General features: G+C 33.7%; 12 protein-coding genes. 10 read left to right on the top strand and 2 right to left on the bottom strand.

Translation table 11 applies throughout. The features are described 5' to 3' along the window. Positions 1-242 precede the first annotated feature (242 nt). The 4 genes from KPL50_RS15300 (at position 243) to KPL50_RS15290 (ending at position 4,794) form a co-directional block, all read left to right on the top strand. Positions 243-1,667 (top strand): multicopper oxidase domain-containing protein, encoded by a 1,425-nt coding sequence (locus KPL50_RS15300; protein ID WP_216299405.1) that lies wholly within the window; start codon positions 243-245, stop codon positions 1,665-1,667. Between the two features lie 188 nt (positions 1,668-1,855). Then, on the top strand, positions 1,856-3,559 hold the full coding sequence (locus KPL50_RS15295; RefSeq protein ID WP_216299404.1) for a methyl-accepting chemotaxis protein: 1,704 nt from the start codon (positions 1,856-1,858) through the stop codon (positions 3,557-3,559). A 233-nt stretch (positions 3,560-3,792) separates the two neighbouring features. Beyond that, positions 3,793-3,885 carry a hypothetical protein gene (locus KPL50_RS27940; protein ID WP_253200646.1) on the top strand — a complete coding sequence of 31 codons (93 nt, stop codon included), beginning with the start codon at positions 3,793-3,795 and terminating at the stop codon, positions 3,883-3,885. A gap of 300 nt (positions 3,886-4,185) precedes the next feature. Beyond that, positions 4,186-4,794 (top strand): zinc ribbon domain-containing protein, encoded by a 609-nt coding sequence (locus KPL50_RS15290; protein ID WP_216299403.1) that lies wholly within the window; start codon positions 4,186-4,188, stop codon positions 4,792-4,794. Positions 4,795-4,892: 98 nt separating this feature from the next. Here KPL50_RS15290 and rodA read toward each other — a convergent pair whose 3' ends face one another. Then, positions 4,893-6,041: a rod shape-determining protein RodA gene (gene rodA / locus KPL50_RS15285; RefSeq protein WP_216299402.1), complete on the bottom strand. Its 1,149-nt coding sequence runs from the start codon at positions 6,039-6,041 to the stop codon at positions 4,893-4,895. A gap of 273 nt (positions 6,042-6,314) precedes the next feature. Here rodA and KPL50_RS15280 point away from each other — a divergent pair, with 273 nt between their 5' ends. From KPL50_RS15280 to KPL50_RS15270, 3 genes are all read left to right on the top strand, one after another. Continuing rightward, positions 6,315-7,760: an ATP-binding protein gene (locus KPL50_RS15280; protein WP_216299401.1), complete on the top strand. Its 1,446-nt coding sequence runs from the start codon at positions 6,315-6,317 to the stop codon at positions 7,758-7,760. 202 nt (positions 7,761-7,962) lie between these two features. After that, on the top strand, positions 7,963-10,686 hold the full coding sequence (locus KPL50_RS15275; protein WP_216299400.1) for a CheR family methyltransferase: 2,724 nt from the start codon (positions 7,963-7,965) through the stop codon (positions 10,684-10,686). Positions 10,687-10,765: 79 nt separating this feature from the next. Beyond that, positions 10,766-11,749, top strand: coding sequence for a DUF3231 family protein (locus KPL50_RS15270; RefSeq protein ID WP_216299399.1), 984 nt, complete (start codon positions 10,766-10,768; stop codon positions 11,747-11,749). Positions 11,750-11,892: 143 nt separating this feature from the next. Here the strand turns inward: KPL50_RS15270 and KPL50_RS27935 are convergent, their stop codons facing one another. Next, entirely contained in the window at positions 11,893-12,036 is a 144-nt protein-coding gene (locus KPL50_RS27935; protein WP_375372929.1) for an ATP-binding protein, read from the bottom strand. A gap of 275 nt (positions 12,037-12,311) precedes the next feature. Here KPL50_RS27935 and bioB point away from each other — a divergent pair, with 275 nt between their 5' ends. The 3 genes from bioB to bioA are packed head-to-tail and all read left to right on the top strand — an operon-like array spanning position 12,312 to position 15,405. Further along, the gene (bioB, locus tag KPL50_RS15265) at positions 12,312-13,295 is read left to right on the top strand and encodes a biotin synthase BioB (RefSeq protein ID WP_216299398.1); all 984 of its coding nucleotides are present in this window, start codon (positions 12,312-12,314) and stop codon (positions 13,293-13,295) included. Beyond that, the gene (gene bioD / locus KPL50_RS15260; protein ID WP_216299397.1) at positions 13,288-14,013 is read left to right on the top strand and encodes a dethiobiotin synthase; all 726 of its coding nucleotides are present in this window, start codon (positions 13,288-13,290) and stop codon (positions 14,011-14,013) included. The genes bioB and bioD overlap by 8 nt, the downstream gene beginning before the upstream one ends. Positions 14,014-14,034: 21 nt before the next feature. Further along, a complete protein-coding gene (gene bioA / locus KPL50_RS15255; protein ID WP_216299396.1) occupies positions 14,035-15,405 on the top strand; it encodes an adenosylmethionine--8-amino-7-oxononanoate transaminase in 1,371 nt (456 codons plus the stop codon). Positions 15,406-15,410 lie beyond the last annotated feature (5 nt).

Raw genomic sequence — 15,410 nt, 5'->3', positions numbered from 1 at the left:
TAGCTCACATCATAAGTTGTGGGCTATTTTTTTTATGTTTATGGATAAAAAATTTTCTGTTAGAATTTCTGTTGACTAAAGGGTAAGCGTGAATTTAGAATCAATTATACTATATCTGTCATATTATGAACTAAGGATGTAGCAAACATTCAAAACTACATCTTTAAGTGTGTTGCATCTGTGTTAAACTACTATATTTATTTTAATATGGTTCAAAATAAATAAGCGGGAGTGATGACAAAGTGAGTGTTAGACATTATGTACTTGCTGCTACTGATGGTTTTATAGAACTCCCTACCTCGGCAGACCTGCCCCCAGTAGAAAATGAGAGTAGGATAGTGTACGTATTTGGTTTTGTTGGTGGGCTATATAAGGTTAATGGTAAAGTAGTAAATGAAGACCTTGATTGGACTAAAGCTTGTAATTGGCCAAAATTTAAAAATTTAATAGGAACTGCCACCATACCTTCACCCATGATTTGGGGAGAAATGGGCGACAGAGTTTATATAACCTTGATAAATTTAGGCATGCCAACCTCAGGTATTATGGATGCCCACACTATACATTTGCACGGTGCCCAAGTAGCAACTCAATTGGATGGTTTCCCTGAAACGTCCTTTGGGGTTCCTAGGTGTATGGATTTTGAGATGGCCCCCCCTGTGGTAACTTATCTATTTGATACGGAGCATCCTGGAACCTACATGTATCACTGTCATGTTGAAGCAGCTGAGCATGTTCAGATGGGTATGTACGGAGCCCTAGTTGTCTATCCATCTATGAGAAGTCTCGCATTGGCAGGTATAAGAAGATTATGGAATGGTAGCTGGTTCTACGAAGAAAGATTACAAGAGCATATTTCACAAACTGCCACAAATAGAAATTTTGCATACAATGATGTTCGTTCTTATTTTGATAAAGAATATGTGATGTTACTTTCTGATATAGATACCAGATGGCATGATAGTGTTGAAACTGGTGGTGATTTTAATCCCGTGGATTTTAAACCTGATTTTTGGCTTGTAAACGGTCGTGCCTTTCCAGACACCTTACTTCCACATCATTTAACTCCGGAGCCATGCCATGATAGAGATATATCTCAGCTTAACTACGAATCCTATGTGCATGTAAAAACAGGAGAAATGTTTATGCTTAGAATGATTAATATGGGCTATCAGGTAGTACCGTGGCATATCCACGGATGGCATTTTGTTGTAATAGGTAAGGATGCTAATCCAAGTCCATTCTTGAAAATATCTGAAAAACTAGGATTACAAGGATATGAGGGCCTTGAAAGAGGAGTCACATGTACTATAGGCTCAGGAGAAACCTTTGACCTATTAATAGAAGCTGAGGATAAACGCCCACAGTATAGAAATTATATTGTAAATGGGAAAGATTGTATACATTCTTTGTCCAAGCGAATGCATGAAATAAAAAATATAGACCACAGTGTAATAGCTAATATTCCAACTCAGCCCGTTAACCTCAATAATATAAAAACCGTGAATTACGTAGATATATGCAATGAAACTCCATCTATTAATGACAATTTCTTTCCTCAAATTTATCCTATGCACAATCATGATGACTATAAAGTTACTAACAATGGAGCTTATCCAGGTGGCCAAATGACCTATATTCAAACAGATGCTCCTGACAATCCTTAGGAATAATAACTCTAGCAGTCTAGGCTTGCTGGAGTTATTTTATGCTTTAATCTAAGCGGCGAGGAGCATGTCCGAAAATATATATAAATAATTTTAAAAAATAGAGGGAAAAAGAGATTAATATAGAATTGGTATTAAGTAAGTTGTACTAAAAATGTAAAATAAAGAGAAACAAAGGATGGGATGACATGAAGGGCAAACTTTATAAAAAGAAGAATACATCTATTAGTAAACGTTTAATTAAATCTTTTGTAGTGCTTTTGTCATGTATGGTGATAATAAATGCTATTTCTGTTGTAATGAATTTAAGAGTAATTAATCAATATAAAAGTATTATAAGTAATATTGCCTTAGAAGGCCAAGTTAAGGTGAAAACTGCGGAATTAGTAAATATATATAATTCTGTAATTAGAAGTGACGGCAAATTAGATAATAAGGAATACAACAAAAAATGGGATGAAATTCAAATCATATTTTCAAGGTTGGACAAAACCATTATTTATGACAAAAGCAAAAGTGAATATGAGGGATTAAAAAATATATTAGATACTATTAATAAGGATAGTATCTCGGCCTTTTCTAAATTAGGCACTACTCATGGTGCTCTAGAGGCTATTGAGGTGTATGCTACTATGCAAAAGAAACAAGATTTTGCCACTATTAGTATTGGAAATATTTTAGTAGATGAATCGGAGTATATGCAAATTTTAGATGGAAACATACAAAAAATATATAAAATAACGCTTATATTATTAATTGCAACCATTATAGGAATATCTGTGTTTGCTATATTACTCGCTACTCGATTTAGTAAAAAGATAACAAAACAACTAAATCAACTAAATGATTTTGCTAAACAAATATCAAATGGAAATTTAAATATACCTGATTTAAACTTTAACTCTAAAGATGAAGTAGAAGATTTGGGATATTCTTTTATTAATATGAAAAACTCTCTCAAAGGAATTGTTAAAGATGTCCAAGAAAATAGTATACAAATATCTGAATCATCTAATCAATTAGCAATAAGTATGGATGAAAGTAGTAGAGTAAATGAGGAGATAGTTCAATCCATAGTTATGTCTAGTCAAATATCTAGTAAACAATGTGAATTGGTTGATTCAGCTCTAATTAAAATAGAGAATTCCAATAATGAAATGCAAGATATTTTAACAAGTGCAAAACAAATGCAAGAAGAATCTAATGAGACAATAGATAATTGTATGAAGGGCAAAAACAACATGGAGAATATGATGCAACAATTATCAAAAATAAATACAATAATTTCAGATTTCCATGAGCAAGCAGAAACATTAAATAAAAGAAATTCTGAGATAACGAATATATTAAGTTTGATAACAGGAATATCAAAACAAACAAGTCTTCTTTCACTAAATGCATCAATAGAGGCTGCAAGAGCAGGGGAACATGGTAGAGGATTTGCAGTCGTAGCTGGGGAAATTGGAAAGTTATCACAACAATCTGATAGTGCAGTAAAAGAGATTAACAATATACTTGCATATATAAAAAAGGATACAGAAGGAATCAATACTAAAGCAAAATTAGGACTTTTAGAATTGGAACAAAATAAAGAAGTTTCAAGTGATGTTAACAATGCTTTTTCTGTTATTGAATCATCAAATAAGAAAGTTAATTACACTATAAATCAAGTGAATAGCAATATAAATTTAATAGTTTCTAAAATGGATGATTTGTTAAAAAGTATGACTAATTTAAAGAAACATTCTGTTGAACTGTCAGAAACGAGCATCAACAACTCAGCATCTATGGAAGAACAATCAGCAACAATCGAAGAGGTTAATGCTTCTTCCGATATACTAAGAGAGATGGCTATTAAGATGCAAGATCTAACGAAAAAATTCAAAGTTTAAGTAATATTGAAAATAATTTTAAAGAGTGAAAGACAAACATTAAATGAATATGTATAAGAGTTACCATATGGGCAATACTCATAATATCTTATTTAGTGGAGGTGTTTATAATAGAAGTTGGTGTAAGAAATAAATTTTTTGGACGAATTGAAGAAATTAAAACTGATCAATTAATGGCGCAAATTAAAATGACCGTGGATGGATGAAATAATTCACCAGTAGTTACGTCCGTGATGACGAGAGAAAGTTTAGAAGATGCTGGATTTAAGCAAGGAGATAAAGTTGAGGCTTTGATTAAAGCAATAAATGTAATTTTTGTAAAGTAACATATATATTAGATTGTTTAACTATTGTCAAAAATTATATATTGTTTTAAATTAAAAAATAGGTCAATAAAAATATTGATCTATTTTTTATTTATAATACTCAGTTCTAATTACTGTATAAAAGCAGTGTTTGGGAACTTTTATTTTTTAACACCTGGAAGATGAGGGTAATAATAGTTGCGTTGGATCCTTAGGTAAAAACGCCGGGGGACAAGCTGAAATATTGTGAAATGTTATAAGATGGACTATACTACAACTGGAAGCAGTAATAATACATAAGATAAAATGGAGGATTAAAATATGAAGTGTAGAAATTGTGGGGGTGAATTACCCGAGGGAACTTTATTTTGCAGTAAGTGTGGACAAGACCTGAGATTCAATAGTGATGCATATTCAATTGAAAACCAACAATTAACAATGAAGATTGAATTGCCTAAAAAGATAAAAGTGTCGCATAAATTAATGAATAAATTTTTTAAATTTATTCATTCAAGCAAAATTCAATTATCTAAAAAGGCAAAAGAGTTACATAAGTTAATGAAGAGATTTTTAGCATATATTCATTTGAAAAATATTGAATTATATAAAAAGATAAAAGTGTTATATAAGTTAATGAGAAAGTTTCGCAAGGGTATTCATTCAAAAGAATTAGCAATTATTGATGGGTGGACATGGGTAACTGAAGATAAGTATACATACGTGCGGGGTAGTGTTAAAAATATAGGAAAAAAAGCAATAAATTATTTTGAGGTTAATGTAAAATATAAAGATTTAAATAGTGTTTTAGATTCCGATTTTACTAAGTGGGATCGAAAGATACAGCCTGGAGAGTCTAAAGAGTTTGAAATTAAGCACCGCATAAATAAAAACTATCAATCTATTGATATATCAGTTAATAATTATAAATGAATTTTGTGGTCAAAGCAGCTTAATTAATAACATACTATAAAAATTTAAGCCAAAAAAGCTATGAGATAATTATCTCATAGCTTTTCATAATTCTACTTCTAAAAGTTGAATTTCTTTCTCCTCATGCCTACATTTAAAACAAGACCAATACATATGAATGTTGTAATTATTGAACTTCCTCCATAACTCATAAAAGGAAGAGTAAGTCCTGTAATAGGCATAATACCTATATTCATACCTATATTCTGCAAAATAGAAAACAAGAACATAGATATAATACCTGCGGTTAACATTGTACCAAATATATCCTTAGAATCTTTAGCAATTTTAATTAACCTATAAATTAATAATCCATACAAAGTTAAAAGAAAAATTGCACCAACGAGCCCCCACTCTTCTCCAAGCACTGAAAAAATACAATCTGTGCTGGATTCAGGGGTGCTTCCCACTGCCGCCCAGGAGCCTTTTAAAAAACCAGTACCAAAAATTCCACCCTTGCCTATTCCAATTTGAGCCATGGTAAGTTGAAGACCAGTACCTAGTGGATCTAAATCTGGATATAAAAAAGATATCAATCTGTTCTTTTGATAAATTCTTATTAACCCTGAATTCCAAACTAATGCTATAGCAGCAGATACTCCTATTAGGCCACCAACAATAGCTTTGGAATTTAGCCCAGCAATAAAAAACATGCCTAGAAGGATGAAGAATAAAAACATAGTCATTCCCATATCAGGCTGTTTTAGTAAAAAAATCACTGGGATAATTGAATAAACGGAAAGTATAAGAAAGTTTTTAATATTATTTATATTGCCTTCCATTTCATCTAATTGTTTAGCAATCATAATTATCAATGCAATCTTTACAAATTCTGAGGGTTGAAATTGTGGTAAGGGTCCGAGCTTTAACCAGGACTCTGCTCCATTAACCTTGACTGGAAATAGTGCATTAAGTAGAAGTAGGAATATTCCGCACCAATATATTATATTTGCATAACCTTGTATAACTTTGTAATCTATAAGAAGTATTAAATACATTACAAATAGTCCTACCATAAGCCATAACAAATGCATCTTAAGAAAATGAAAATTTATAGTGGTACTAACAATATTATTACCTCTATAAATATATTGAGTTGCACTTAATATATTTAACGAACCAAATAGCATAATAATTATACAAATAATTATTATGCCAAAATCTAAGTGTTTAAGTAACTTTTTATTAATTCTAAATATTTTAAGCATGTTATCCCCCTTGTAACTCTTTTACATAGAAGTATATCATATAATTTGAGAGTTAAGCCACATTTATCCTCATGTCTTTATTAATTTATATATATGCAGAGTTTGACGAAAGTTGCGAATGAATTATAGCTCTAAACACACTGTAATTAAAGGTAATTTATGGGTATTTGTAGAAGTATAACTGTATTAAAGATAAGATAGAGTGATGCAATTATTAATATTATTTATTATTAAGCCGATATTTAAATATTTAAACAAAAGGAGATATGCATTATGAAAAATGTAATGCCAAGTATAAGTTTGCATTATAGTAATGATAATGTTGATAAAAATGAAAATATAGGGGAATATGATTTAGAAAAAAAGTTAAATGAAAGAATTACACAACTTGAAAAGGAATTACAGTATACCAAGGAATGCCTCCAAACATCAAATGAGGAACATTTTGCTTACAATGAAGAACTACTGAGTACAAATGAAGAATTTCAAGCCTTAAATGATGAATTACTAAAAGTCAATGCTCGGTATGAATATAAGAATCAAGAATTGGCTGAGCTATATAATGATATGACAAACTATTTAAACAGTACAGATATTGGGACTATTTTTCTTGATGAAAATCTTTGCATAAGAAAATTTACACCGAGCATTACTAAAGAGATAAACCTTAAGTCCCAAGATATTGGGCGTCCAATACATCACATAGTAAGTAATTTGATCAATGATGACTTAAATATGAGTGCAAGAGAAGTATTAAGCAGTCATATTCCCTCTGAAAAGGAAATTCAAAGTAAAAATGGAAGCTGGTATTTATTGAAATGCGCGCCATACAGTACAGTTGAGGATTTAATTAAAGGAGTCGTCTTATCTCTTGTGGATATAACAAACAAGAAATTATTAAATGAAACAATATTATCAGAAACTTTGAAGACGGAGTTTTTCACTAACCTTTCTCATGAACTGAAAACGCCCCTAAATGTAATTTTATGTTCCTTGCAGCTTCTGGATACATTTACAAGTGGAAATGAGGGTAATGAGAAAGAAAGAAGATTTAAAAAGTATATTAACATAATGAAACAGAATTGTTACAGACAATTACGCCTGGTTAATAATATGATTGATATTACAAAACTTGATGCAGGTTTTTTTGAGTTAACGCTTTCCAATTGTAATATCGTCAATGTTGTTGAGAGTGTTACTTTGTCAGTAGCCGAATATATCAAATCTAAATCTATTGAATTGATTTTTGATACTGATATAGAGGAGTGTATAATATCCTGCGATCCAGAAAAAATTGAAAGAGTGATACTAAATTTACTTTCTAATTCAATAAAGTTTACAAAACCAGGTGGAAGTATGACAGTTAATATGTATGATAAAGGAGAAAATATTATAATATCAATAAAGGACACAGGCATAGGTATTCCAAATGATAAATTAGGTATTATTTTTGATAGATTTAGACAGGTAGATAGGTCACTTACACGAAATCAAGAGGGCAGTGGTATTGGACTTTCCATTGTAAAATCCCTTGTGGAGCTACATATGGGTAAAATTTCTGTATTTAGTGAATACGGCAAAGGAACGGAGTTTATCATTGTGTTGCCAGTAACAGTACTGCTTAAAGAGGACGACATGTGTAGTATATTTGAAGCGGAGTCACAAGAAAGAATTGAGAGAATACATGTTGAGTTTTCGGATATCTATTCCTTAAATTAGATAGAATCGCATATATAGTCATAGTCAAGGCTACATATTAAAGACTTCAGAAGGAGATTTATTTTCCCTATGAAGTCTTTATTTGTTATAGTTGATTAAAGAATAATATGGAGATTTAAAAACTTTATACTCAGTTACAAATAATTTGTTATAATAAGAAGATAAAACGATGTGTACATCAATTTGTTAATGGAGGTCTATAATGAAAGAGAATAAGAACCTTGAAACAAACATAAGTACTAAAAAATCTGAGGGCAGTCCTCCCAAAATAGATACCGCAAAAACAGACTTTTCAATCGTTGGAATAGGAGCCTCCGCAAGAGGACTAGAGGCGCTTTCAGATTTCCTTTGTAATGTGCCTGAAAATAGCGGCTTGGCTTTTGTTATAGTTCAGCACATGGAGAATAATAGTAATGGTATTTTGGTGGAGTTACTTCAGAATGATACTAGTATGAAAGTTGTACAGGCCTATGAGAACATATCTGTTCATCCAGACCGTGTCTATGTAATTCCGCAAAATATGAATATGTCTATTAAGAATAATGTGATACACCTTTTTGAATATATTGAGCCCCACAATCTGCGGTTGCCTATAGATTTCTTTTTTTGCTCCCTGGCGAATTATAAACAGGAGGGGAGTATTGGTGTCATACTCTCAGGAATGGGTACAGACGGTACAGCAGGCGCTAGAGAAATCAAGGAAAAAGGTGGAAGTGTCTTTATCCAGGAACCATCCTCAGCTAAATTTGATAGCATGCCTCGCAGCGCCATTGAGGCAGGACTCGCAGACGTTATATCCACCGTAGAGACGCTACCTTCAAGAATTATTTCCTATCTAGAGCACAAGCAGCATAAGGGTAAGGCTGACCAGGGCCATACAGATAAACTCATGAGTTACTTCGACAATATTATAGTCCTGTTACGAGCTCATACAGGTCATGATTTTTCTTCATACAAAAGAAACACTATACAACGTAGGATTGAGCGATGTATGGGCATCCATCAAATTGACGATATAGCCACCTACATGGATTTTTTGAAGGGGAATCCTCAGGAACTGAAATTGTTATTTAAGGAGTTTTTAATTGGTGTTACCAGTTTTTTTCGCGAACCCGTGGAGTGGGAATTACTAAAGGACAAAGTTATACCAGAACTCTTATCGCAGCGGTCGCCCACTGATACGGTTCGAGTCTGGATATCTGCCTGTTCCACTGGCGAAGAGGCTTACTCCTTAGCGATTGTCTTCAAAGACGTGATGGATAAGTTAAAACCTTTTAAAAACTTTTCTATTCAGATTTTTGCTACAGATTTAGACTGTGAAGCTATTGATAAAGCCCGGGAGGGGATTTTCTCACTTAATATCGCAAAAGATATGTCGGCCCAGCGCTTGAATAAATATTTCGTCAAGGTGGATCGTGGCTATCAGATTATCAAGGACATTCGTGATATGGTCATTTTTGCTCAGCAAAACATGATTAAGGATCCGCCATTTACAAAGATCGATATAATAATCTGTCGGAACCTGCTTATATACTTGACACCAGAAATCCAGAAAAAGCTCATTCCTCTTTTTCATTACAGTCTCAATAGTGGCGGCTATTTATTTTTAGGAAGTGCAGAGTCGGTGGGGAACTTTACTGATCTTTTTAAACCACTTGATCTCAAATCGCGAATCTATCAGAGACTTAGACCCCTAATTCAGAAGGAGCCTATAGAATTCCCTAACTCCTTTGCACCGTATCAGGCTGAAGTGAACCAACCTTCGGATGAGGTTCAAAACATGCAGTCGCAGGCGGATAAACTGATTTTGCAACATTATTCACCGGCCACAGTGCTCGTCAACGGGAAAGGTGATATCCTCTACATTACCGGGCGAACGGGTAAGTACCTGGAACCGGCTGCCGGTAAGGTTAATTGGAATGTTTTTGCCATGGCCCGTGAAGGACTAAACTATAAGCTAAGTGAAGCCTTCTACAAGGCAGTTCGTCAAAAAGAGTCGGTTACTTCCAAGAATGCTGTTGTTCTAAACGAGGGAGGACCTCATATGGTTGATATCACAGTCAATCCGCTCAAAGAGCCGGAGGAACTGCGTGGGATGGTAATGATTGTTTTCACCGATGTGACTATACCTATTGTACGTGAAACAATAAACACAACGGTCCAAATCCCTGCCAGTAATAAGCGGGAAGAAGAATTGGAACGAGAACTACTACAAACTCGCCAAATGTGGCAAGTTGCCGGTGCAGAAATGCAGATATCTCAGGAAGAATTCAAATCCAGTAATGAGGAACTGCAGTCCTGCAACGAAGAACTCCAATCAACAAACGAGGAGCTGACCACAACCAAGGAAGAAGTACAGTCCTCAAATGAAGAGCTAAAGACAATCAATTTTGAGTTACAGGCCAAGTTAGAAAACCTGTCACAAGTCACAAGCGATATGAAGAATCTAATGAACAGTACGGAAATTGCCACCTTATTTTTAGATGCCACGTTACTCATTAAGCACTTCACAAGCAAAATGACTGAAGTCTCTAGGTTGATTTCCAGTGACGTGGGAAGGCCTATAACTGATATAGCGTCAGATCTTATTTATCCTGAACTGACAGAGGATGTCAGGAATGTGCAACGTACGCTGATTACTGCTGAAAAACAGGTAATGGCTCGCAATGGGAGTTGGTTTAACGCGCGCATTCTGCCTTACCGCACGTTAGAGGGCAAAATCGATGGTGTGGTCGTCACTTTTGTAAATATCACTAAATCCAAAGAGCAAGAGGCGGAGCTCAGAAAATCAAAATTGGCTTTGGAAAAGCGTATTGTAGATCAAGAGGGCGAGCTATTACTGGTAAATGACAGGATGCTTGCTGAAGTAGAGAGAGGCCATAGGGAAGTAGCTGCGTCTAAAGATAGGTCGAATAGTAAGTTATAAGTATTTCATCCCTCAAGGTATATGTAAAAGGTATTCTACACATACTAATAACAATATTTACAATTGAGGGGTGAAAATATTGGATATAATTTCATTAATAAAAAAAGTTACGAAGAGAGATGACAATCTAGATATCCAGGAAGCATTTAATATATATAGTCTTCTAAGAGCGAGATATGTTAGTACTCAAACCATTCAGTTATTTAAGAACTTTGTTCATGACATAGATTGGGAAATTATCCTAGATAAATTTCAGAAGCATTTTGAAAAGCAAATAGATAACTTAGAGAAATTAGGCGAAGAATTTCGTATCAAAATGCCAAACAGACCTCCGGTGGATGTCAAGTTTGCAACCCGTGTTAATGATATAACGGATGATTATATCTATAAAAAGATATACCATGACCTCATAGCGGAGCTGATGTCTCTTATTCATGCTGTTCGTTCAACCAGTACTAATGATAATTTAAGAAATATTATCATTCAAGATTTAATAATTCATTTTGAGGATTTTGATACCCTTTATAAGTTTGGTAAATTGAAAGGCTGGGAAGAGACATATCCTGTTTACAAGACTTCTATTGCTCAGTTAGAAGAACAACTTTCCACTTCAGAAGCGTTTCATATTTGGGATCATATTACTATGAGATATGAACAAATTGAACTCATAGGTATACTTTCTAGTTTCGCTCATGATACTGAGTTTAAGGCGATACTTCAACATGGAGTGTATGTATATAACAAGCAGGTTAAAAAGCTTGAGGAGTTAGCAATAAAGCTTAATGTACCGCTGCCTAACAGGCCGTCACAACCAGTAACGTCTCCCATTGATCCTGAAACAATCACGGATAAGTTTATGTACCGGATTATCTTAAGCTGGGAATTAGCTTCATTAGATAGTCATGTCCGGGCAATCATTGAGACCATTAGGAACGACTCATTGCGTAAGTTATGGAGCGGACTCCTTAATGATGAGCTGGCGTATTACGATAAATATCTAAAGTATGGAAAAATGAAGGGTTGGACAAGAGTAGTCCCAATTTATGGGGAGCCAGTGTCATAAGCTAAAGTCATTGAAAATCAATGGCTTTAGCCTTTTTTGTATTGAGTTTATACTGATAGTTTAAAACATATTCAAGAAAGCACTGTCATAATTATTGTCCTAAGATAAAGTGATACGTCGAACTTGTATTAATAAAAAAAACGTTAATAAATATCTGAAAGTTCTGCTCGTATACCATTATCTTCAACTGATATTTCAATAAATTCAAATTTATTCTTAATAGCTGCTAATATTTCATCGCCGATTTCTGAAAATTTTATCGCATTTGATATAAGATTTAAAACTATTCTACAAGAAAAATATCAAGGATATGATATATAAGAAGGGTAAAAATATGAAATAGACTTTGATTGTAAACCTAAAAATAATAAATGGTTTACAATTGGGTGTTATTCAATTATTATTAGTATGTATCATTGGTATTAAGGAGGAGTAATTATGAAAAACACAAGAAATCTAATTTTAGTAGCTATGTTTGCAGCATATATTTCTACGAAACTATTACCAGTATTAAGAAAAAGCGGATATATAGCTTAAGAAAACAAAAAGAGAGGAGTACGACATGAGAGAGTATATTAAGAGTATAGAGGAAAAGGTTTTAGCAGGTCAAGGTATAAGCTTTGAAGAGGCGATGAAATTAGCGGACATTGAAGAAAAAGAGGATATAGTACTATTGTGTAATAGTGCTAATAAAGTGCGAGAGTGTTTTTGTGGCAGGGAAGTAGATCTTTGCACCATAATGAATGCAAAATCAGGAAGCTGTACTGAGGACTGCAAATTCTGCGCGCAATCTGCTCATTATAAAACCGATGTAGAAGTGTATGGATTAGTTTCAAAGGAAGATGCTTTAAAGCTCGCAAGGGAAAATCAAAATGAGGGAGTAAATAGATTTTCCTTAGTGACAAGTGGCAGAGGAACTACTGGTCGTGATTTTGAAAAGATTTTAGATATATACGAAGAGCTAAATAGGGAAACAAAAATTGATTTATGCGCTTCACTCGGGATACTGAGATATGAGGAATTGGTTAAGCTAAGAGAGAATGGCATAACAATGTATCACCATAACCTAGAAACTAGCAGAGAGTACTATGATAAGATATGTACAACTCACAGCTACGATGAAAGAATAGATACTATAAATGCAGCATCGAGAGCTGGAATGCTTGTTTGCTGTGGAGGAATTATTGGTCTTGGGGAAAGTCTTCGGGATAGAATTAATCTAGCTTTTCAGTTAAGGGATTTAGGTGTTAAATCTATTCCTATTAATGTATTGAATCCAATCAAGGGAACACCACTAGAAAATGTAGAAAGCTTAAGCCAGGATGAAATACTAAAGACCATTGCCATCTTCAGATTGGTGAACCCTGAAGCTCTTATAAGACTTGCTGGAGGAAGAAATAAAATCGATGAGTTTGGTAAAAATTGCTTTAATGCAGGAGCCAATGCTACAATCACAGGAAACTACCTAACAACATCAGGTAATAAAATATGTGATGATATGAAAATGGTAAGTGAGCTAAAACTGGAGGTTAGAAAAAATGGCTAAGGGAGTATTTATAGTTGGAACAGATACTGATGTGGGTAAAACTGTTGTAACTGCAGGGATTATGCATGTGATGAGGAGTAATGGCTATAATGCTACCTATTTTAAGGCGGCATTGAGTGGGGCCTTTGAAGTAGGAAATGAGCTTATTCCTGGTGATGCGAAGCTTTCTTGTGAAGTGAGTAATTTGGAAGAAGCTTATGAGAATATAACACCCTATGTTTATAAGGCACAAGTATCCCCTCATCTTGCAGCAAAACTTGAGAATAAGCCTATTGATCTAGATGTAATAAGAGAAAAATATGATTATTTAAAGGGAAAATATGATTATATAATTGCAGAGGGTAGTGGAGGCATAATATGTCCATTGATAGATGATGAAAGAGGATTATATACCCTTGAGAATCTTATTGTGGATTTAAATATGAGTGTTGTTATTGTGGCAAGAGCGGGTCTAGGAACAATTAATCATACAGTATTGACTGTGAAATATATAGAATCCCTAGGGATTAATATCAAAGGAATAATAATAAACAATTATACAGAAAATTTTCTCTGCAATGACAATATTAAAATGATAGAAAAGCTTACTAAAGTGCCTGTTATAGGCAAGCTTAAGTACATTGAAAACTTAAAAGACAACATGGTACAAGCTATAAGAACACATGCAGAAAGGGCATTTAGTATTAAGACTATTGAGAAATGTATGAATCAATTATAAAGTGAAAGTTGAGGTATTTGTATGAATAGTTATGTAGAAAAAGATTTGAAATATATATGGCACCCTTGTTCGCAAATGAAGGACTATGAGGAGCTTAATCCAATAGTCATTGAAAAAGGTGAAGGGGTTTGGCTTTATGATATTGATGGTAATAGATATTTAGACTGTATATCATCTTGGTGGACGAATACTCTTGGACATAGCAATAAGAGAATTAATGAGGCTATAAAAAAGCAGATTGACAGCATTGAACACGTAATATTTGCAAATTTCTCCAATAAACCAGCTATAGAGCTTGCGGAGAAGCTTGTAAATATAACACCAGAAAAGCTTACAAAAGTGTTTTTTTCTGATAATGGATCCTCAGCAGTAGAAATAGCTTTAAAGATGAGTTTTCATTATAACATGCAAAAAGGAAATATTAAAAAGAAAAGGTTCGTAGCACTAAGCGATGCATATCATGGAGAAACTTTAGGTGCCTTGTCTGTTTGTGATATAGATGAGTTCAATATTGTATACAAGCCTCTCCTTCTAGATACTTTCAGAGTAGAAGGACCAGATTGCTATAGGTGTAAATACGGTTTAAATAGGGAAAATTGTAATGCAGAGTGCTTCGAGAATATGAAAAAGTGTTTAATCGAAAATCATGAAGATATAAGTGCAGTAATAGTTGAACCTATGGTTCAAGGTGCAGCAGGTATGAAGATTTATTCACCGATTTATTTAGAGAAGCTTCGGGAAATTTGTGATAAGTATGATGTACACCTTATTGCAGATGAGATTGCAATGGGATTTGGTAGAACTGGAGAGATGTTTGCTTGTAATCATGCTCAAATAAGCCCAGACTTTATGTGCCTTTCAAAAGGGATTTCTGCTGGGTATATGCCTATGTCAGTAGTTATGACTACAGATGAAATTTATGACTGTTTCTATGGTGATTATAGAGATCGTAAAGCATTTATACATAGTCACACTTATTCGGGTAATGCTATGGCCTGTGCCATTGCTTTAGAAAATCTTAAAATATTTGAAGAAGATAATATTATAAAAAACAATACAGGAAAAGGTCAGCTTATAAGAAAACTTACATTAGAAAATGCAGAAGGGTTAAAACATGTAGGGGAAGTAAGAAGTATAGGTATGATAACAGCTATGGAAATAGTAAAAGATAGGGAGACAAAGGAAAGTTATCCTTGGCATATGAGAGTAGGTTATGAGATTTACAAGATTGCTCTAAAAAAAGGTTTAGTACTTAGACCTATAGGAAATGTACTCTATTTTATTCCTCCATATATTATTAATGAAGAGGAGATAGAATTCATGGTAAATACTTGCTTTGAAAGCATAGAAGAGTATTTTCAGAGAACAGGTGATATGGTACAGGAACTGTAGCAAGG

The organism is Clostridium sp. CF012, assembly GCF_018861755.1.
In the GTDB taxonomy this organism is placed as follows: Bacteria; Bacillota; Clostridia; order Clostridiales; family Clostridiaceae; genus Clostridium_AD.
Note: the sequence above shows the minus strand (reverse complement) of the source record. Positions and strands in the feature narration are given on the sequence as shown.

What these genes read in the sequence shown, in the direction of transcription:
- KPL50_RS15295 (WP_216299404.1), top strand. Translation starts at nt 1,856, where the DNA reads ATGAAGGGCAAACTTTATAAAAAGAAGAATACATCTATTAGTAAACGT.
- KPL50_RS27940 (WP_253200646.1), top strand. Translation starts at nt 3,793, where the DNA reads ATGACGAGAGAAAGTTTAGAAGATGCTGGATTTAAGCAAGGAGATAAA.
- KPL50_RS15290 (WP_216299403.1), top strand. Translation starts at nt 4,186, where the DNA reads ATGAAGTGTAGAAATTGTGGGGGTGAATTACCCGAGGGAACTTTATTT.
- rodA (WP_216299402.1), bottom strand. Translation starts at nt 6,041, where the DNA reads ATGCTTAAAATATTTAGAATTAATAAAAAGTTACTTAAACACTTAGAT.
- KPL50_RS15280 (WP_216299401.1), top strand. Translation starts at nt 6,315, where the DNA reads ATGAAAAATGTAATGCCAAGTATAAGTTTGCATTATAGTAATGATAAT.
- KPL50_RS15275 (WP_216299400.1), top strand. Translation starts at nt 7,963, where the DNA reads ATGAAAGAGAATAAGAACCTTGAAACAAACATAAGTACTAAAAAATCT.
- bioB (WP_216299398.1), top strand. Translation starts at nt 12,312, where the DNA reads ATGAGAGAGTATATTAAGAGTATAGAGGAAAAGGTTTTAGCAGGTCAA.
- bioD (WP_216299397.1), top strand. Translation starts at nt 13,288, where the DNA reads ATGGCTAAGGGAGTATTTATAGTTGGAACAGATACTGATGTGGGTAAA.
- bioA (WP_216299396.1), top strand. Translation starts at nt 14,035, where the DNA reads ATGAATAGTTATGTAGAAAAAGATTTGAAATATATATGGCACCCTTGT.